The following is an 18,825-nucleotide window of genomic DNA, read 5'->3' as shown; positions in this document are numbered from 1 at the left end:
CATTTTTATATGTGTAATTTAAGTATCTAAAACCACGCGCCCCTATATGCAAAAGTGCCTGTTGCTCCTTGTTTACCTGGCCATGGGAAGCTGCTCCCTTACCATTTCCGCCCAGTCAAAGTTTAAAAAGAATGATTTTTGGCGATACCAGGTGATTACAAAAGACAGTGTTCCCGGTAACCAGGCCACGCATATAACTAAAACCGTGCGACTTACCATTACCGCTACGGAGCCTGATGGCAGCGCTACTGTTGCCTATGAACTGGAAGGCGTTGCCATGAAAAGGCCCGGGCTCGATTTTAATTCAGAGAACCCAGGCACATATACCGGCAACCTGTATATGCTGGAGTTCATGCTGTTACTGCACCGGCCGTTAGTGTTTAAAATATTTCCCAACGACAGTATCAGTGCTCCTGTTAATGCCATGGCCAATGCTGAAGCCGCCGCCGCTTCAGTGGCAATCACAGATAACATAAAGGGGGTGCTTACATATACCTGGCCATTCATGCAGGCTGAATTGAAGTATTTTTTCCCGGCCAGGCCAACACAAACTGCTATAAACGGAACATGGACTGAACATCCCTGGAATTTCCGTATTACCGGGGCAGATAAAGACCTGGTAAGGGTTACCGGTGTACCGGAAAAAAATAATAAAGACAGTATACGGGTCACAGGCAGTTTTTCGTATAGCCGATCCCGTAATAAGCACAATGTACACACATTGGAATTACGGAGCCTGTTGTTGCGACCGGATGGTACTGCCCTGGTGGAGAAAGATGTGACCGTGATGCCTGTTACCTCAAAGCCTTTACCCGCCGATACCGCCTGGTTCAATACACTGGTGCGTATGAGCCGCTACAGCAACTGGTTGATGGTGAATAGCGAAGCTGATTCTGCAAAAATTGCACAATTCCTGGCAGTGAATACACCCCGGTATGGAGACCGGCAGACCTTTAAACTGGCAAAACTCGATATTTACGGCCATGGTTCTGAATATATGTACGAAGAATACGGGAAAGCACTGAAAGATGTGCCTATAACAGCGCTGGCCGGGTCATTCTCACACTTGTTTAATAAACTGCAGGCAACCTACTATAGAAACGTGGATAGCGCAATGCTATTGATCAAACTATTATCCGCCAACCAATCATCGCTCAATTCCTGGCTGGATCAGTCTTTTGCACAATACCTGCCCAGGCATGAATTTGATACAACAGCGGCGGGAAAGGAGTTCCGGGACAACGGCGTTTCCGAAGCCCGTATTGCGGAGATTTTTGAAGAAAGCAGGATAGCACCAGCCGGCGCACAGCTGCTGATGAACCGGCTGCTGGCGGAAAAAGACAGTGTATTACAGGCGTCCGTAAGGCCCATGTCCTTATGGAACAAAGCCATGTATACAACGGATACGGCTATATTAAAAAGCATCGCAGCAGACTTTGGTAACCCTGGCGCCGCTGAAATGACGTTGGGGAAAGCTGCCAGGTATGAGCTGCTGGTTCAGGATATACTCCGGAAGGCTAATATGCCCGCTGCCGCAAACGCCTTGCTGGATAAGGCTTTGAATGATCTTAAAATAAACCAGGCAGATACTGCTTTCTGGACAGCGCACCCGGAACTGAAAGAAAAAAGGGGGGCTAATAAATACCTGCTGTCGCACGCTTATTATCTCAAATACGAAACCACAAAATCAAGCGACAAGAAAGCAGCGCTAAACTATTTGGCCATGGCGGCAGCCACAGCACCAAAAAGCAATGCAGATAAAACATACGAAAGCTTCTACGACCGGTCATTTCTTCAGTCTGAAGAAAATTACAGTACCCGCTTCGCCAAAGAGCTGGAAGCTTTAGGCCAGCCTGAAGAAGCCATGAAGGTGTTGTCGAAGCAGCTGGCCGTGCAGCCGGATATGCTTGACAGCACAAGAGCTTTTTTTAATGCACACTTTCCAGGTAAATCCTTTAATGATTATTTCAGGAACGTATTGCTGAAAGAATGGGAAGACGCACCGGATTTTACCCTGAAAGGCATGAATAATGAAGACATCCGCCTGGCGGATTACCGGGGAAAATGGCTGTTGCTCGACTTCTGGGGCACCTGGTGCGCACCTTGCCGGGAAGACCTGCCACATCTCAATAAACTGGCAGTAGAAATAAATGAAGGAAAACGCCCGCAGAACGCCATCCTGGCTATTTCCTGCCACGAGCCGCTGGAAACGGCCCGCGATTTTATAGCTGCCAATAAATACGTTTTTCCTGCAGCCCATTCCAATACCCGGATAGAAGAATCATATAAAATAAGAGGTTATCCTACCAAAGTGTTAGTTTCACCTGACGGGAAAATGTTAGACTTGCAGTTTGGAGCAGACTATGCTGCCATCCTGCAAACATATAGTAAAGCTTATTTTGTAAATGAAAAAGGGCATCAACCACCCATCAGAATAGACAACAAGAAAAAGGACTAACTGCTTATATGAAGAAATCATTGTTATTATTACTGGCTGCCGGCAGCCTTTCTGTTACCGGCTTTGCACAGGAAATTAAAGAAAAAGAAGTAGCCCGCATTATCAGCACCCTGGCCGCAGATGATATGCAGGGCCGCTTCCCGGGGACGCCCGGTATTGAAAAAGCCGCACAGTTTATCAGCAGCGAATTTGCCAAAGCAGCGCTTCAGCCGCTACCCGGCGAAAAAAGCTTCCTGCAGGAATTCAGTAAGTTTAACCTGAAAACGACCAGTGTATCCTTTACCGTTAGTGGGGAGGCGAAAGACTGGCCCGTTGTTCCGGTGGGCACCGGCCGGAGTTTCGACTGGGAAAAAGACAGCAGCTTCGATGTTGTGCATGCCAACGACCCCGCTGAGCTGATGAAGATATTGCGTAACCCCGCCGCGGTGGAGAAAAATACACTCATTTGGGTGGGAGCAGCTATGAATGGTTACCTCAGCGGCATTACTGCTTCCTTTTCCGAACATAGCTACGATACAAAAGATGAACTGGAAGCTGTACCTGTAGCCGGAAAGCAGGTCATACTTGTATTTGCCCCCAGGGATGTGCCCGATACTGCTTCCTGGAGCATCCATATCCGCAGGGAAATTACGGCCCGGCATTTTGCCAATGTGGCTGGCATGATCAGGGGGAAAACAAAACCGGATGAGTTCGTGATCTTCTCCGGTCACTACGATCACCTGGGCATATTGCCTCCGGAGGCGGGCGACAGTATCGCCAACGGCGCAGATGATGATGCCTCCGGTACCACTGCTGTGATCATGCTGTCGAAGTATTTCAGCAAGCATCCGCCGGCACGGTCGGTGATCTTTGTTGCCTTCACCGCAGAGGAATCCGGCGGGCATGGATCCCGTTATTTCTCTGAGCACCAGGATCCTGAGAAAGTAATGGCCATGTTTAATATCGAGATGATTGGTAAGGAGTCCAAATTTGGCAAGAACAGCGCCTTTATTACCGGGTTTGAACGGTCCGATTTTGGCCCTATCCTCCAGCGCAACCTTAAAGGATCTACCTTCAGTTTCCATCCGGACCCGTATCCGGAGCAGGACCTGTTTTACCGGTCAGATAATGCAACCCTCGCCAGGCAGGGAGTTCCGGCGCATACCATTTCCACCACCCAGATAGATAAAGACACCTATTATCATACCGTAAGAGATGAACTGGCAACACTGGATATCAGGAATATTACGGATATTATTAAGGCAATAGCCATCAGCGCAGGTTCTATCGTGAATGGAACGGATACGCCTACACGAATTGAAAAGGAGCAACTAAAGAAATGACATCATATATTGATCCGGTTGAATGAAGCTCAGCCGGATCATTCTTTATTAATTAACAGTGAACTTATTTTTTTCTCCAAATTCTTTGTTAAATTTAGCCCACGATTTTTCCCCTTAGTCATTAAAACCATATCGATATGAAAACCGGAATCTTACACCTCTGTGGTGCCATAGGCATTGCGAGTATCTTGTTATCCTCGTGCGCCAATACGGACATGGCGAAACCAGATACTAATCAACCAATTGACGACGCGGACGCTGCCAGCGTGAACTACGAAATCTCAGCGATCAACCCAACCGCTACTTTATCACCTGATGCCTCCGGACGCCTGTCGGCGATCACCGGCGACGCATCCATGGCTAAAGCAGCGTCTGGTGGTTTCGACATCACCTGGGACACCGCTACCGCACGCTTAAGGGAAATCCGCTTCGACGCCAAACGCGGTAAAGACGAAGTGGAATTCAAACTGAAAACAGACAGGCAGATTGACCTTAAACAGGTGCCTGCTATCATTGGCGCTATTAAAATTCCCAAAGGAACTTACCAGCAGGTAAGAGTGTATGCAAGAGTGGAAGGAGATAAGAAAGATCCTGCTGTAAGACTGAAAGGATTTATTACCTGGGACAGCAAGAAAATACCGGTGGAAATCCTTCTCTCCGGTAGAATTGAATTGCAGGCCAAAGGAAAAGATGTAGTGGTAACTGATACCAAGATCGATTGGAAAGGTTCCCTCAAAATTTCTATGGACCTCATCCTCACCAAACTGCAGATCGGCGACTTTACCGGCTCCTTTGCCAATGGTAAGTTACAGATCAGTGTAGACATTAACGGCAATCTCCACAACAAAGTGGTAGACGCCCTGGAAAACAGCATGTCGGTGGAACATACCCACGACTAATCAGCAAAAACCTTTAATAACGGATCTGTGGAGAGATAAACTGTAAGCATCTCCCTGCAGATCCGTTATTTATTTTACTACCTGATATTGATCTCCGCGTATACGGCAAAATGATCGGAAGCATATCTTCCTCCCCAGGTTTCAGAGATACTGGCATGTTTTAAAACATCATACTTTCCTTTGAGAAAGATATAATCAATGGGCTGGTCATCCTTTTCTGCAATATCCCATCCGTTGAAAGTACCGGCAGGCCCGAAGTGTGGCGTTTTACTGATAGCTTTGCTGTCTGTTAAATGCAGCGGGTTATCAGGATTCATAATAATCTGAATAGGCTCATCAGAAGGAACGGCGTTGAAATCGCCGGTGATAACAACCGCATCTTTCCCCGTGATCTGATGTACTTTCTGCAACAGCAATTTCGCACTTTCCCTGCGCGCAATTTTTCCCATATGATCAAAATGGGTATTGAAATGATAAAACACTTTGTTCGTTTTCTTATCCCTGAATTTTCCCCAGGTTACAATGCGGGTACAGGCGCCATCCCATCCTATGTGACCTGCTACTGTTGGTGTTTCCGACAACCAGAAAGTTTCGCTCTTTAATAATTGTAAACGGGCGGTATCATAAAATATAGCGGAGTATTCTCCTTTTGTTTTTCCGTCATCCCTGCCCACGCCAATCATTTTGTACTGTGGCAACCTTTGCTGAAGGTCCTGCACCTGGTCATTCAGCGCCTCCTGTACGCCCAGTGTATTTGCACCGAGGAACAGGATTTCGGAGGCTACTTTATCTTTCCTGTTAGGCCAGGCGTTGGCACTGTCGCCCGGGTTATTATAGCGTATATTGAAAGTCATTACCTTCAATGGAACCTGTGCTGCAAGGGCATTCATCAGCAGGCCGCAAAAAGCCGTCAGCCATAATCTTCTCATACAAATTCAATTTTAGCCTGTAAAAATAGTACCGGGACGGATAAATCCTAATAGCGCAGGAATAATTTATCAATAAGATGATATCGCGGAAATTACTTACTAATGGGTGTATTGATTCAGCTGGAGGATCACATCAGGGTCGGGGCAGTTTTGCAGGTATTTTTCTTTTTCACTGTAGCGGCATACACCGGGATAATCTCCACGGAATCCCTGCATATCTTCAATAACCTGGAAATGCAGGTGTGGCGGCCATCCGCCGTTTTCGGCCGGGGTACCGAAATATGCCAGTGGCTGGCCTGCTGTAACAGGCATATTTTCATACAATCCCTGCAGGTTGGAAATACTCAGGTGACCATACAATGTATGAAAAGTGTATCCGTCGAGTTGATGTTGTAGAATAATGGTGGCGCCGTAATCCCCGAAATGGTCATTGAAACGGAAGCTATGTACATGTGCATTCATCGGTGCGTAAATCCTGGTACCGGTTTCTCCCCAAACATCGATGCCCAGGTGTAGGCGGCGTGGTTCTTCCCCCGCGTCAAAATGAGGGCTTACCGCGTAAATGGTACGGTGTTCTGCATAACCCCCAATACCCAGCCGGCAGCCACTCTGTTCCAGCGTATTGTTGATATACCTGCTAAACCGGTTGATATCCTGGAGTATGTTTTTTGTAAGCGTAGTGTTATTGGCGGTGAAATCCATTACCAGCAGGGATTCATGATCTCCCAAAAGCGGGATTACCGGCTTGAAGGCGGACTGGTGTTTCTTTAAAACCTCCTGTAACATATTTTGTAAAGCTTGACTTTCGTCTAAATATAAATATTAATTTGTGTATTAAATAATGCTGGTCCTTTGCAGTTCCCCGTTTATATCAATTTGTTTTCCTTACACCTTCCGCTGCACGCGGTAACGGAAACCCTGGGCATGTTTATCGGCTTCCGCTATTTTTTGTACCTGCGCAAGCGGCAAGGCGACCAGGTAGAGAACAATAACCGCCTCTGGGCCATTATAGGGGCGATTTTTGGCGCTTTGCTGGGAAGCCGGTTATTAGGGGCGCTGGAAAATCCCCCGGGCCTGTACCGGGCAGATAACCTGCTGCTTTACATCTACCAGAATAAAACCATTGTAGGAGGGTTGCTGGGTGGCCTGATTGGGGTGGAACTGATCAAGAAAGCGGTAGGAGAGCGGCATTCCACCGGCGACCTTTTTGTATATCCGCTGATTCTGGCCATGATCATAGGCCGTATAGGCTGTTTTACCATGGGTGTTTATGAAGAAACCTACGGCCTGCCCACCTCATTGCCCTGGGGCCTTGATCTGGGCGATGGCATCCCCCGGCATCCTGTATCTCTCTACGAAATTATTTTCCTGATATTATTATGGCAGATGTTAAGAACTGCCAGCCGGCGTTATCCCCTAGTAAACGGCGCAAGGTTTAAACTTTTCATGATCTGCTACCTGCTGTTCCGTTTCGGGCTCGATTTTATCAAGCCCGGGTACCGTTTTGCTTTCGGCCTGGGATCTATACAGCTGGCCTGTTTGGCCGGGTTGCTTTATTATTCGCCGGTAATCATTTTTCCATCACGACTAACACAAAAACAATATGCCTGAAAAAAATTACACCTACTACGATTTTACGCTCAGTATCTGTAGTACCTGTTTACGTCGTGTAGACGCCAAGGTGATATTTGAAGATGAGAAGGTTTTTATGATAAAACATTGCCCGCATCATGGGATGGAAAAAGTGTTGATCGCCACTGATATCAATTATTACAAAAACACCCGTAACTATAACAAACCATCCGAAGCGCCGCTTAAAACCAATACCAGCACACATTATGGCTGCCCATATGATTGTGGCCTCTGTAAAGATCATGAACAGCATTCCTGCCTGAGCGTAATTGAGGTAACCGACCGCTGTAATCTTACCTGTCCTACCTGTTACGCCATGTCGTCGCCGCATTACGGCCGGCACCGCACCCTGGAAGAAATAGAACAGATGCTGGATATCATCGTGGAAAATGAAGGACAACCGGATGTGGTGCAGCTCAGCGGGGGAGAGCCTACCATCCATCCCCAGTTCTTTGAGATACTGGATATCGCCAAACGCAAGCCTATAAGGCATCTTATGATCAATACCAACGGTGTGCGTATTGCGAAAGACAAAGAATTTACTGCCCGCCTGGCTACCTATATGCCCGATTTTGAAGTGTATCTTCAGTTCGACAGCTTTAAGCCGGAGGCGCTGGAACGTATGCGTGGCAAGGACCTTACGGATGTGAGGAAACAGGCGCTGGAAAATCTCAATGAGGTGAATCTCAGTACCACACTGGTAGTTACGCTGCAACGCGGTGTGAATGAAGATGAAATGGGAGCTATCGTTGATTATGCCCTGAAGCAGCGTTGTGTCCGCGGCGTTACCTTCCAACCGGTACAGGTGGCCGGTCGTACAGATGGTTTTGATCCCGCCACCGACAGGATCACGTTAACGGAAGTAAGACAGCGCATCCTGGAGCAATCACCGATCTGGAATGATCATGATATTATTCCCGTTCCCTGCAATCCTGATGCCCTTGCTATGGCCTATGCACTCAAAATTGACGGGCGGGTGTACCCGCTTACCCGCTATGTAGACCCGGCCATACTACTGAACAACTCAAAAAATACCATTGTGTATGAGCAGGATGAAAGACTGCATCAGCACATTTTGAAAATATTCAGTACCGGTATTTCTACGGATGCCGCCGTGAATGATATGCAGTCGCTGCTTTGTTGCCTGCCACAGGTGCAGGCACCCGGCCTCGACTATACGAACCTGTTCCGCATCGTGATCATGCGCTTTTTGGATGCATACGATTTTGATGTACGGGCCATTAAGAAATCCTGCGTGCATATTGTTCATAAAGATGGCCGCATCATCCCGTTTGAAACCATGAACCTGTTTTACCGCGATGATAAGGAAACATATCTGAAGCAACTCCAGGAAGAACGGACATTTACTCCCATTATTTAAATGATGATGTATGAACGAGTTTTTTAAAAATGTACTGCTGTTTACACTCATTCCGCTTGGTATTTTCCTGTTGATGTGTGTTACCAGTGATGAAGGCATGCTCATGGCGGGGCTCCTGGCCCTGGCAGTGGTGGCTGGTTATTTTATAATCGGGCTAATCCTGATCATTGCCAATAAAAACCTTGTTGGAAAGGCAATGTTGCTTTCTTCAGGGATTATTTTGCTGGTAGGGCTATCTATATGCGGGATTGCTTTAAGCGGGATAAGTGTTATCAGGTAAGATGTATTTATGAAGAGCGTTATAAAACATGCGGTACCGGCATCGCTGCTTCCATTTGGTTTTTATGTGTATGCTTTTAGTGCAGGAACCAGGCATGATATATTTGCCATGGAAATGTATACGTTGTTACTGGCAACAATTTATTTTATTGCAGCACTCATTCTTTACTTCATAAATGTTCACCTGGGCAAAGTTTTTATGGTGTCTGTTGGAATGATCTTCCTGTTTGCAATGATCGCCCGGGAATTAATATTATTAAAGTAGTGCCTGCATTCTAATTGGTATTTTTAATTACATACACCGGCTTAACATAAAACAGGCTGTTATGCAATGAGCATAACAGCCTGTTTATCATTCAATGATACTTATATCACTACATTGATCATCTTCCCTTTTACGATAATCACCTTTTTAGGCGTTTTCCCTTCCAGCCATTTCTGTACTATTTCACTGGCCAGAACTTCCTTCTCGATGTCAGGGATAGCGGCATCCAATGGGAATCCCATTTCAGAGCGGGTTTTACCATTGATGGCAATCGGGTAATTGAATGCGCTTTCTTTGGTATACTGCTCCTCAAATACGGGATAAGGCGCATTCAGGATGCTTTCATTGTTGCCCATATACTGCCACAGCTCTTCGCACAGGTGAGGCGCATATGGGGTGAGCAGGATCAGCAATGGTTGCAGGATGCTCCGTTTGTGACAACGCAGGGTAGCAAGCTCATTTACACAGATCATAAACTGGCTTACCGCTGTATTGTAGGAAAAGCTGGAAGTATCATGATCTATTTTCTGTATGGTTTTGTGCAGTATTTTCAGCTCCTCTGGTGTAGCAGGTTGCTCATTCACCAGGATGCCTTTCTGCTCATCGGCAAACAGGCGCCACAGCTTTTTCAGGAAGCGGTGCACGCCTTCAATACCTTTGGTATCCCAGGGTTTGGATTGTTCCACCGGGCCCAGGAACATTTCATACATGCGGAAAGTATCGGCGCCGTATTTTTCTACCAGGTCATTTGGATTAACGGTATTGAATAAACGCTTGCTCATCTTTTCCAGCTGTACGCCGCAGATATATTTGCCATCTTCCAGTATAAATGTGGCATCTGCGAAATCCGGCTTCCATTTTTTAAATGCTTCTGTATCCAGTTCCACTCCATCTACGATGTTTACATCTACGTGCAGTTCATCTGTTTCGTACTGGTCTTTTAAACCATGTGACACATACTGATGTGTTCCGCGGACACGGTACACTAACCGGGAGCTGCCACCAATCATACCCTGGTTGATCAGCGATTTAAACGGTTCGTCAAAACCAATATGTCCCAGGTCGTATAATACCTTGGTCCACATACGGGAATAAAGCAGGTGGCCCACGGCGTGTTCGGTACCGCCTACGTATACATCTACCTGGTTCCAGTAGTCGGTGGCTTTACGGTCTGCAAAGGTTTTATCATTGTGCGGATCCATATAGCGCAGGAAATACCAGCTGCTGCCGGCATAGCCAGGCATGGTGTTGGTTTCCCGTTTCACGCCGGGGGCTACGTTTACCCAGTCGGTGATATTGGCCAGGGGGCCTTCACCTTCTTCCCCGGGTTTATAGTTTTCCACATGTGGTAATTCCAGCGGCAGGTCTTTTTCGTCCATTGCGTATGGAACCCCGTTTTTGTAAACGATCGGGAAAGGTTCGCCCCAGTAGCGTTGGCGGCTAAAGCCGGCGTCGCGCATTTTATAATTGATCTGGCGTTTGCCTATACCCATTTCCTCCAGTTTGCTGATCACCACATCCATAGCGGGTTTCATGTCCATGCCATCGAGGAAGCCGCTGTGCTGCAGTTTGGCGTCCTTTGTGGGATTGGCTTCCTGCCCGTTAAAGGCGTCGCCAATGATATTGGTGATGGGGATGTTGAAATGTTTGGCAAAGCCATAGTCGCGCTGATCGCCGCAGGGCACCGCCATAATCGCGCCGGTACCGTAGCCGGCCAGCACGTATTCCGCGATCCACACGGGTATTTCGCGGCCATCAAACGGGTTAATGGCATAGGCGCCGGTAAAGCAGCCGGTAATTTGTTTTACATCGGCCATACGTTCCCGTTCGGAACGGCTTTGCACATATTCGAGGTATTTATCGATCTCAGCTTGTTGTTCCGGGGTGGTGATCTTCGCCACCAGGTCATGCTCAGGCGCCAGCACCATGAAATCCACGCCGAAAATAGTATCAGGACGGGTAGTATATACTTCTACCTGTTCGGTGGAATTTTTCAGGGCGAACTTAATTTCCGCTCCCTGGCTTTTACCGATCCAGTTACGCTGCATTTCTTTCATGGCATCGCTGAAGGCTACTGTTTCCAGGCCTTCCAGCAGGCGGTTGGCGTATTCTGTGATACGCAGGAACCACTGGCTCATTTTCTTTTTTACCACGGGGTATCCGCCGCGCTCACTCACTCCGTTCACTACCTCATCGTTGGCGAGTACAGTGCCCAGGGCCGCGCACCAGTTTACTTCCGCATGCGCCAGGTAGGCCAGGCGATACTGCATCAGTATGTCGCGCTGTTCTTTCTCACTATAGCTTTTCCAGTCGGCGGCTGTGAATTGTATGCTCCGGTCGCCGGGACAGATATGGCCGGCATTGCCATCTTTCTCAAAAATAGCTATCAGGGAAGCAATAGGTTCCGCTTTCTTCGTGCTGCGGTTGTACCAGCTTTCAAAGATCTGCAGGAAAATCCATTGGGTCCATTTATAGTAAGAGGGATCGCTGGTAGTTACCTGCCGGTCCCAGTCGTAGCAAAAACCAATATTATCCAGCTGCTCACGGAACGCTTTGATATTCTGTTCGGTGGTCACCGCGGGATGCTGACCTGTTTCAAGGGCATATTGTTCTGTGGGCAAACCAAATGCATCGTATCCCATTGCGTGGAGCACGTTAAAGCCTTTTAGTCTTTTATAGCGCGAATAGATATCTGTTGCAATGTATCCCAGCGGATGGCCCACATGTAAGCCGGCCCCGGAAGGATAGGGGAACATGTCCAGTACATAACATTTGGGCTTTGGACTGTCGTTACTCACCCGGTAAGCATGCGATTGCTCCCATTGTTGTTGCCATTTTTTTTCGATTGCCCTGAAATTGTATTCCATATCGGTTGTAGATGAACCTTAATTGTCCGGATATAAACAATACGTCCGGTCATTAAGGCGTTATCAGTTATAATTTAAAAAGTTGTATAATGCCTGTTCAGCAAAATAATGTTAAATTCATTAATACTCCAATGTCATTCCCCAACATCTCTCTATATTGCTGTTCTATTGCCCGGAAAAGCTGTATTACCTGACCGGGTTGGCAAAATTAAACACATAACTACTAATTTTTATTATTTTCGCCGATAAACTGCAGATTAATGGCGCAATCCGGGAAATCATCAGCAAAGAAGTCGAAACCATCCTACCTGTACTCCATCATTGGGGTAGCGTTGGTATTGTTTTTACTGGGCACACTGGGCCTTGTGGTAATACATGCGAATAAGCTGAGTGTGTACTTTAAGGAAAGCATAGAGATACAGGTGATCCTCAGGGATAACGTAAAGGAAGCACAGGCCATAGCCCTGCGCGATTCCATGGCGCACAAACCATATATTAAGTCCATTGAGTATGTGTCTAAAGATATGGCTGCACAACGGTTCAGAAAGGATTTCGGGGAAGATTTTATTACCCTCCTGCAGTATAACCCGCTGTACAGTAGTATCAACATAAAGGCGAACGCCAACTATGTGAACAACGACAGCCTGAAGATCATTGAAAATAAACTCTCACAGCAAAGCATTGTGCGGGAAATATCCTATCAGCGCATGTTGGTGAGCAAACTGAATGAAAACGTAAACAGGATAGGATTAATTATCCTGATCATCAGCGGGTTGCTTTGCCTGGTGGTGATATTCCTGATAGATAATACCATCCGCCTGGCCATGTTCAGTAACCGTTTCCTGATCAAAACCATGCAGATGGTGGGGGCTACCCGCTGGTTTATCGCCAAACCGTTCGACCTGCGCAGTATTGCCAATGGCGCCATTGCTGCAGTTATAGCTATAGCCGGCCTGATAGGCATTATGTCTGTAGCCGATAAGCTGTTGCCTGAACTGGCGGGGCTGCGTGATAACGTGATGATAGCGCTTCTTTTCGTAGGGATGATCCTGATAGGAATCAGTATTTCACTGGTGAGCACACACCGCTCTGTAATGAAATACCTGCGCCTGAAACTGGACGATCTGTATTAATTTTAACATCTTTAATGAAGATATAATACCAAACACTATGGCTAAAACAGCTTTAAATAAGGAGGCAGAAAACGCGTTGGCCGATAGCCGCCCTATTTTTCCGAAAGAAAACTACAAATTCATGCTGGCCGGTATTGTGGTGATCATCCTGGGCTTCCTTCTTATGATGGGGGGCGATTCCAGCGATCCCAACAGCTTCAAACCGGAACAGGTGTATAGCTTCCGCAGGATCACCCTGGCGCCTATTGTTATTGTGCTGGGCCTGGTGATAGAAGTGTATGCTATTATGCACCGTCCTAAACCAAAGGCATAATGGCTACTATAAAAGTATTTTAACAGCGATGATCCCTCATCGCTTTTTTTTTAACTTTTAACCATATTAAATTCGATGAATGTTTTTCAGGCTATCATTATTGCCATCGTGGAAGGTTTAACGGAATTTCTGCCGGTTTCCTCCACCGGGCATATGATTATTGTGAGCGCGTTGTTGGGTATTGGTAAAGATGAGTTCACCAAACTATTTGAAGTAGTGATCCAGCTGGGGGCAATCCTGGCAGTAGTGGTGTTTTATTGGAGAAAATTTCTGGTTTTTGATAAAAACCGCTTCAGCTTTTACCTGAAACTGGCCATAGCGGTGATCCCGGCATTGATCCTCGGGTTCCTGTTCAGCAAAAAGATCGATGCCATGTTGGAAAGCCCGCTTACGGTAGGTATCACCCTGCTGGTAGGTGGTATTATCCTCCTGTTTGTAGATAACTGGTTTAAAGAGCCCACTATTCTCACAGAAGAAAAAATAGATATTTTCACAGCCTTACGTATTGGATTCTACCAGTGCCTGGCGCTTATTCCCGGTACCAGCCGCAGTGCTGCCTCTATTATTGGCGGTATGCAGCAGAAGCTGTCCCGCAATGTATCGGCCGAATTCTCTTTTTTCCTGGCAGTGCCTACCATGGCTGCGGCAACAGGCTATAAGCTCCTGAAAGGGAAGGAGTTACTAACCGCGCACCCGGAAAACCTGAAACTGTTGCTCATTGGCAATGTCGTAGCATTTGTGGTAGCTCTGGGCGCCATCAAATTCTTTATTGGCGCTGTAAAAAAATACGGTTTCAAAATGTGGGGCTACTATCGTATCGTGGTGGGGATCATCATCATTGCAGCCATACTGATGGGTTATCAGCTCGAAGTATAGATCGCCTTCGGCGATGAAATTGTCTTGGAGCAGGATTACGCTGATTTTTTGGATTAGATTGATTTTTACTTTTAGATTTTAAATTTTAATAGTTAGGGGAGATACAAGCATATCCGCTTATATCTCCCCTAACTATTATAAATAGCCTCTCTAAATCTTTTTAAATCCAAAAAATCAAAATCAATCTAATCCAAAAAATCAGCATAATCCTGCTCTAAGACAATTTCATCGCCGAAGGCGATGCCCATCCGCATTAACCTTTTACCGCCAGCAACAACTCCAGATCGGTGTATTTCAGTTTGAATTTTTCGCTGAGATGGTAATTGGTCAATGCGCCTTTGTACAAATAGATGCCATTGCGTACACCCCGCTTGATCCATACCAGGTTTTCAAACCCGCCGTCGTCGGCGGCTTCCACCAGTAAAGGCATCAGCACGTTGCTGATTGCTTCGGAAGCGGTGCGGGCAAACCCCGAAGGGATATTGGGTACGCAATAATGCACTACATCGTACTTTTTAAATACCGGGTTTTCATGTGTAGTGATCTCCGAAGTTTCAAAACAGCCGCCCCGGTCGATGCTTACATCTACAATTACAGAACCTGCTTTCATATTGCTCACCATCGATTCGCTGACCACAACAGGCGTGCGGCCGCTTTGTGATGACAGTGCTCCTACGGCTACATCGGCATTGCGAAGCTGCTCTGCCAGCACCTTTGGCTGGATAACGGACGTGAATACACGTACCCCGATGTTGTTTTGCAGCCTTTTCAGCTTGTAAATGTTATTATCAAATACTTTTACGGAAGATCCCAATGCCAGTGCGGTACGGGCTGCAAACTCACCCACGATGCCGGCGCCTATGATCACTACTTTCGTAGGCGGGATGCCGGTAACACCGCCCAGGAGTATTCCTTTTCCTTTGTTATCGTTGCTCAGGTACTGTCCGGCAATCAGCATACAGGCCCCACCTGCTATTTCGCTCATCGCCCTTACAATAGGGTAGGTGCCTGCATCGTCTTTCAGGTTCTCGAACGACAGCAGCGTGATGCGTTTATCCATCATTTTCTGCACCTGTGGCGCTTTCAGGGCAGCCAGGTGGATAGGGGAAATAACGATCTGGTGCGGGTGCAGCAGTTCTATCTCCTCATCGTTCAGCGGCGCGGATTTTACAATGATCTCTGCTTTAAAGACCTCTTTTTTATCGTATACGATTTCTGCCCCGGCTTCTGAATAGTCGGTATCGTAATAATGGGAGCCGTCTCCGGCTTTATGCTCAACTACTATATGATGTCCATGTGCCGCTAGAATGCTCACTGCATCGGGCGTAAGGGCAATCCGGTTTTCCTGGAAGGATGTTTCTTTCGGGATACCTATAAACAAACGGGAATTTTTCTGCGGAATATCCAGCGTTTCTTCCAGTGGTGAATAGGTAAACCCGGCACTTACTACAGGTTTTTGCCTCTGCTCCATATGCGTGTTCAGTTTTTTTAAATCGAAGTATTCAAAGATACATCATTTGAGAGATGAAGCGATTTCACGCAGTATCCTTTTTTGATCCGGCTGAACTTCCAGCCGCAGGTGAACGGTATCCGGTGGCAGCATATGGGCTACTAATGCAGGCCATTCCACAAAGCAGATAGCATCCTGGTAAAGGGTATCTTCCACGCCGGCGCTGATAGCGTCGTCTTCGTCCCGGAGCCGGTACAGGTCCAGGTGGAAAATACGGCGGGGCCTTCCCTGGGTATCCGTGTAGGCATATTCATTAATGATCGAAAACGTGGGACTGGCAGTAGCGTCCTGCACGCCTTTGGCGCTGCATAAAGCCTTTACCAGGGTGGTTTTCCCTGCTCCCATAGGGCCATCGAGCGTGAAAACCTGTTTATCAGCGAATTGATCCCAGAACTGCCGGGCGGTTTCCGGCAACTGATCCAGCGTAAATGTCCATTGCATCCCCAAAAATAAGGAGAAAGCAATAGATCGCAAAAGTTGCAGCAATGCGTCAAAAATAGGCTGAAGCCCTTGTCTGGCCTGTTTCCGGGTACTCCTCTGCCTGTTCTGCCGCTTGGTTGCATTAATATTTTCCCTGCCTATTTTATCCGCTGCTACCTTTGTAAAAAACGGAGAGATGTCAGATGATAGCCATTAATTGCAAGGTAGAAGGAATGCATTGCACCAGTTGTGCCCTCGGCGTTTCCAAATACCTGGAGAAAAAAGGAATGCAGGATGTTAATGTCAGCTTTGCCACTGAAGAAGTGAGCTTCACGGCACCGGAAGGCGCCAACTCTACGGAGATCCTCAACGGGATCACGCAAATGGGATACCGCGTGGTGATGCCTGAAGATAAACCTGCAGAAAAGAAGATCTATTCTACACTTACATTCAAATTTATTTTTTGTTTCATATTTACATTGCCCCTGCTGCTGCATATGTGGGTTAGCTGGCCTTGGTTACATGAGCCATGGGTACAGTTTGGTCTTACCCTGCCTGTGTATCTGACGGGAATGTGGCACTTTGGCCGCAGCGCAATACGCTCCATCATTAACCGCATGGCCAATATGGACGTGCTGGTATCACTGGGCGCCACTGCTGCTTTTGTATACAGCTTTGTAGGCACCCTGGTGTATGGCAATCCGGATTACATGTTTTATGAAACCGCGGCAGCTATTATTACCCTGGTGTTCCTGGGCAACCTGCTGGAAGAAAGATCCGTAAAGCAAACCACCACCGCTATTGCTGAACTGGCCCGCATGCAGATCACCACTGCCCGGCTTATCGACGACAGCCATGGCCATGAGCACATCCGTGAAGTAGATAACCGCACCCTGCGTACAGGCGATTGCGTATTGGTGAATACCGGCGATAAAATACCAATGGATGGCACCATCTACTGGGGAAGTGGCCACGCCAACGAATCCATGATCACCGGCGAAAGCGCCCCTGTCGGCAAAAAAGAAAAAGATAAAGTGATAGGAGGTACTATACTGGAAGACGGGACCATCAAAGTATACATCACCGCCACCGGTAAAGACACCGTGCTGTCATACATCATTGAGCTGGTGAAGCAGGCGCAGTCCGATAAACCACCCATGCAGAAGCTGGCCGACCGGATCAGCGCCATATTTGTACCCCTGGTATTAGGCATTGCCCTGGTTACCTTCCTGGGCTGGTATTTTATAGGGCATACTACCCTGGCAACGGCCATGATGCGCAGTGTAGCCGTGCTGGTTATTTCCTGCCCCTGTGCGATGGGACTGGCCACACCGGCGGCTGTAATGGTAGGACTTGGTCGTGCCGCCCGCAATGGTATCCTCATTAAGGGAGGGCACACCCTGGAAATGTTTAAAGACATCCGGCAGGTAGTATTCGATAAAACAGGCACCCTCACTACAGGTAAGCTTCAGCTGGGCGAATACCGTTTTTTTGATATGCTGGAAGAAGATTTTAAACAGGTGGTATACAGCCTGGAAAAATATTCTTCGCACCCTATTGCACGTTCCATAGCCGCGCTCTGGAAATCTGCCGGGGAAGTGCCGTTGCAGCAGGTCCGGGAACACAAAGGACTGGGTATGCGCGCCAGCGATAAAGCAGGTAATGAATGGCAGTTAGGCTCTTTCCGTATGGCGGGCGGAGCTACGGAAGATGACAGCCATAACCTGTACCTAATAAAGAACGGGCAACTGGCAGGATGGATCGATTTTACCGATGAGGTAAGGCCGGAAGCTGCCCAGGTGATCACACAGCTGCAGCAATCCGGCATTAAGCCCGTTCTGCTGAGTGGCGATACTACCCGTAAATGCCGGGAACTGGCTGCCAAACTGGGTATCACGGAAGTATACGCGGAGCAGTCGCCGGAACAGAAGCTGCAGAAAATAGACGCGCTTATGAAAGCCGCACCGACAGCTATGGTGGGCGATGGTATCAATGATGCGCCGGCGCTGGCAAAAGCTACCATCGGTATTTCTCTCAGCGATGCCACACAGGTAGCCATGCAAAGCGCCAACGTGGTACTGCTTAATAACAACCTGGGCTCCCTGCCGCTGGCGCTGGGACTTGGCAAACATACCTATCTCACCATCAGACAGAATCTTTTCTGGGCATTTATTTACAACGTAGTGGCGATACCGGTAGCCGCCCTTGGCTTCCTGAACCCTATTGTTGGCGCTGGTGTAATGGCCATCTCAGATGTGGTGCTGGCAGTAAACTCCATCAGACTACGCTATAAAAACGTGAACTGAGCGGATTTTGTCTGACTCAGGATTATGATGATTATACTGATTAACTGGATTTTATTTTTTTGATTTTAAAAGATTTTAAGGATCAGGGATTCGCTCCTATCTCTCCAAATCCTTTAAAATCCAAATGATCAATCAAATTAATCAGTATAATCATCATAATCCTGAGTCAGACAAAATCCGCTCAGTTCACGTTTTTATAGCGTAGTCTGATGGAGTTTACTGCCAGCACCACATC

The 18,825-nt window shown here is 47.3% G+C and carries 16 protein-coding genes; 11 read left to right on the top strand and 5 right to left on the bottom strand.

Annotated features, from left to right (window positions below):
- Positions 1-46: 46 nt before the first annotated feature.
- The 3 genes from VIM72_RS13510 (at position 47) to VIM72_RS13500 (ending at position 4,679) form a co-directional block, all read left to right on the top strand.
- On the top strand, positions 47-2,458 hold the full coding sequence (locus VIM72_RS13510; protein ID WP_332003355.1) for a TlpA disulfide reductase family protein: 2,412 nt from the start codon (positions 47-49) through the stop codon (positions 2,456-2,458).
- An 8-nt stretch (positions 2,459-2,466) separates the two neighbouring features.
- Positions 2,467-3,780 carry a M28 family metallopeptidase gene (locus tag VIM72_RS13505; RefSeq protein WP_332003354.1) on the top strand — a complete coding sequence of 438 codons (1,314 nt, stop codon included), beginning with the start codon at positions 2,467-2,469 and terminating at the stop codon, positions 3,778-3,780.
- 137 nt (positions 3,781-3,917) lie between these two features.
- Positions 3,918-4,679: a hypothetical protein gene (locus tag VIM72_RS13500; protein WP_332003353.1), complete on the top strand. Its 762-nt coding sequence runs from the start codon at positions 3,918-3,920 to the stop codon at positions 4,677-4,679.
- A 77-nt stretch (positions 4,680-4,756) separates the two neighbouring features.
- On the opposite strand, the gene VIM72_RS13495 is transcribed toward VIM72_RS13500, so the two are convergent.
- Entirely contained in the window at positions 4,757-5,608 is an 852-nt protein-coding gene (locus VIM72_RS13495; protein ID WP_332003352.1) for an endonuclease/exonuclease/phosphatase family protein, read from the bottom strand.
- Positions 5,609-5,707: 99 nt separating this feature from the next.
- A complete protein-coding gene (locus VIM72_RS13490; RefSeq protein WP_332003351.1) occupies positions 5,708-6,394 on the bottom strand; it encodes a peptidoglycan DD-metalloendopeptidase family protein in 687 nt (228 codons plus the stop codon).
- Positions 6,395-6,460: 66 nt separating this feature from the next.
- Between VIM72_RS13490 and VIM72_RS13485 the strand changes: the two genes are divergently transcribed.
- From VIM72_RS13485 to VIM72_RS13470, 4 genes are read left to right on the top strand one after another with little or no spacing between them, the layout of a single operon-like run.
- Positions 6,461-7,219 carry a prolipoprotein diacylglyceryl transferase gene (locus tag VIM72_RS13485; RefSeq protein WP_332003350.1) on the top strand — a complete coding sequence of 253 codons (759 nt, stop codon included), beginning with the start codon at positions 6,461-6,463 and terminating at the stop codon, positions 7,217-7,219.
- Positions 7,212-8,621 (top strand): radical SAM protein, encoded by a 1,410-nt coding sequence (locus tag VIM72_RS13480; protein WP_332003349.1) that lies wholly within the window; start codon positions 7,212-7,214, stop codon positions 8,619-8,621. Before VIM72_RS13485 ends, VIM72_RS13480 begins: the two co-directional genes overlap by 8 nt.
- 10 nt (positions 8,622-8,631) lie before the next feature.
- Entirely contained in the window at positions 8,632-8,901 is a 270-nt protein-coding gene (locus VIM72_RS13475; RefSeq protein WP_332003348.1) for a hypothetical protein, read from the top strand.
- A 9-nt stretch (positions 8,902-8,910) separates the two neighbouring features.
- Positions 8,911-9,165, top strand: a complete 255-nt coding sequence (locus tag VIM72_RS13470; RefSeq protein ID WP_332003347.1) for a hypothetical protein — start codon at positions 8,911-8,913, stop codon at positions 9,163-9,165.
- Between the two features lie 101 nt (positions 9,166-9,266).
- Here the strand turns inward: VIM72_RS13470 and leuS are convergent, their stop codons facing one another.
- Positions 9,267-12,032, bottom strand: coding sequence for a leucine--tRNA ligase (leuS, locus tag VIM72_RS13465; RefSeq protein WP_332003346.1), 2,766 nt, complete (start codon positions 12,030-12,032; stop codon positions 9,267-9,269).
- Positions 12,033-12,292: 260 nt separating this feature from the next.
- Between leuS and VIM72_RS13460 the strand changes: the two genes are divergently transcribed.
- The 3 genes from VIM72_RS13460 to VIM72_RS13450 all read left to right on the top strand — a co-directional run bounded on the left by VIM72_RS13460 (position 12,293) and on the right by VIM72_RS13450 (position 14,354).
- Entirely contained in the window at positions 12,293-13,165 is an 873-nt protein-coding gene (locus VIM72_RS13460; protein WP_332003345.1) for a cell division protein FtsX, read from the top strand.
- Between the two features lie 37 nt (positions 13,166-13,202).
- Entirely contained in the window at positions 13,203-13,478 is a 276-nt protein-coding gene (locus VIM72_RS13455) for a DUF3098 domain-containing protein (RefSeq protein ID WP_209856939.1), read from the top strand.
- Between the two features lie 75 nt (positions 13,479-13,553).
- The gene (locus VIM72_RS13450; protein WP_332003344.1) at positions 13,554-14,354 is read left to right on the top strand and encodes an undecaprenyl-diphosphate phosphatase; all 801 of its coding nucleotides are present in this window, start codon (positions 13,554-13,556) and stop codon (positions 14,352-14,354) included.
- Between the two features lie 253 nt (positions 14,355-14,607).
- Here VIM72_RS13450 and VIM72_RS13445 read toward each other — a convergent pair whose 3' ends face one another.
- Both VIM72_RS13445 and tsaE read right to left on the bottom strand, forming a co-directional pair.
- Positions 14,608-15,825: an alanine dehydrogenase gene (locus VIM72_RS13445; RefSeq protein ID WP_142685673.1), complete on the bottom strand. Its 1,218-nt coding sequence runs from the start codon at positions 15,823-15,825 to the stop codon at positions 14,608-14,610.
- A gap of 42 nt (positions 15,826-15,867) precedes the next feature.
- Entirely contained in the window at positions 15,868-16,305 is a 438-nt protein-coding gene (gene tsaE / locus VIM72_RS13440; RefSeq protein WP_332003343.1) for a tRNA (adenosine(37)-N6)-threonylcarbamoyltransferase complex ATPase subunit type 1 TsaE, read from the bottom strand.
- Between the two features lie 182 nt (positions 16,306-16,487).
- On the opposite strand from tsaE, the gene VIM72_RS13435 reads away from it, so the two are divergent.
- The gene (locus VIM72_RS13435; RefSeq protein ID WP_332003342.1) at positions 16,488-18,590 is read left to right on the top strand and encodes a cation-translocating P-type ATPase; all 2,103 of its coding nucleotides are present in this window, start codon (positions 16,488-16,490) and stop codon (positions 18,588-18,590) included.
- Positions 18,591-18,825: the final 235 nt, after the last annotated feature.

Source organism: Chitinophaga sp., from assembly GCF_036569185.1.
Taxonomy (GTDB): domain Bacteria; phylum Bacteroidota; class Bacteroidia; order Chitinophagales; family Chitinophagaceae; genus Chitinophaga.
The sequence above is the reverse complement of the archived record's forward strand: the minus strand, read 5'-3'. Positions and strand labels throughout refer to the sequence as shown.

Bases quoted from the DNA above. Each gene is read 5' to 3' on its own strand.
- VIM72_RS13480 (WP_332003349.1), top strand. From the start codon at position 7,212: ATGCCTGAAAAAAATTACACCTACTACGATTTTACGCTCAGTATCTGT.
- VIM72_RS13470 (WP_332003347.1), top strand. From the start codon at position 8,911: ATGAAGAGCGTTATAAAACATGCGGTACCGGCATCGCTGCTTCCATTT.
- VIM72_RS13455 (WP_209856939.1), top strand. From the start codon at position 13,203: ATGGCTAAAACAGCTTTAAATAAGGAGGCAGAAAACGCGTTGGCCGAT.
- leuS (WP_332003346.1), bottom strand. From the start codon at position 12,032: ATGGAATACAATTTCAGGGCAATCGAAAAAAAATGGCAACAACAATGG.
- VIM72_RS13510 (WP_332003355.1), top strand. From the start codon at position 47: ATGCAAAAGTGCCTGTTGCTCCTTGTTTACCTGGCCATGGGAAGCTGC.
- VIM72_RS13460 (WP_332003345.1), top strand. From the start codon at position 12,293: ATGGCGCAATCCGGGAAATCATCAGCAAAGAAGTCGAAACCATCCTAC.
- VIM72_RS13500 (WP_332003353.1), top strand. From the start codon at position 3,918: ATGAAAACCGGAATCTTACACCTCTGTGGTGCCATAGGCATTGCGAGT.
- VIM72_RS13505 (WP_332003354.1), top strand. From the start codon at position 2,467: ATGAAGAAATCATTGTTATTATTACTGGCTGCCGGCAGCCTTTCTGTT.
- VIM72_RS13445 (WP_142685673.1), bottom strand. From the start codon at position 15,825: ATGGAGCAGAGGCAAAAACCTGTAGTAAGTGCCGGGTTTACCTATTCA.
- VIM72_RS13490 (WP_332003351.1), bottom strand. From the start codon at position 6,394: ATGTTACAGGAGGTTTTAAAGAAACACCAGTCCGCCTTCAAGCCGGTA.
- tsaE (WP_332003343.1), bottom strand. From the start codon at position 16,305: ATGCAATGGACATTTACGCTGGATCAGTTGCCGGAAACCGCCCGGCAG.
- VIM72_RS13435 (WP_332003342.1), top strand. From the start codon at position 16,488: ATGATAGCCATTAATTGCAAGGTAGAAGGAATGCATTGCACCAGTTGT.
- VIM72_RS13475 (WP_332003348.1), top strand. From the start codon at position 8,632: ATGAACGAGTTTTTTAAAAATGTACTGCTGTTTACACTCATTCCGCTT.
- VIM72_RS13450 (WP_332003344.1), top strand. From the start codon at position 13,554: ATGAATGTTTTTCAGGCTATCATTATTGCCATCGTGGAAGGTTTAACG.
- VIM72_RS13495 (WP_332003352.1), bottom strand. From the start codon at position 5,608: ATGAGAAGATTATGGCTGACGGCTTTTTGCGGCCTGCTGATGAATGCC.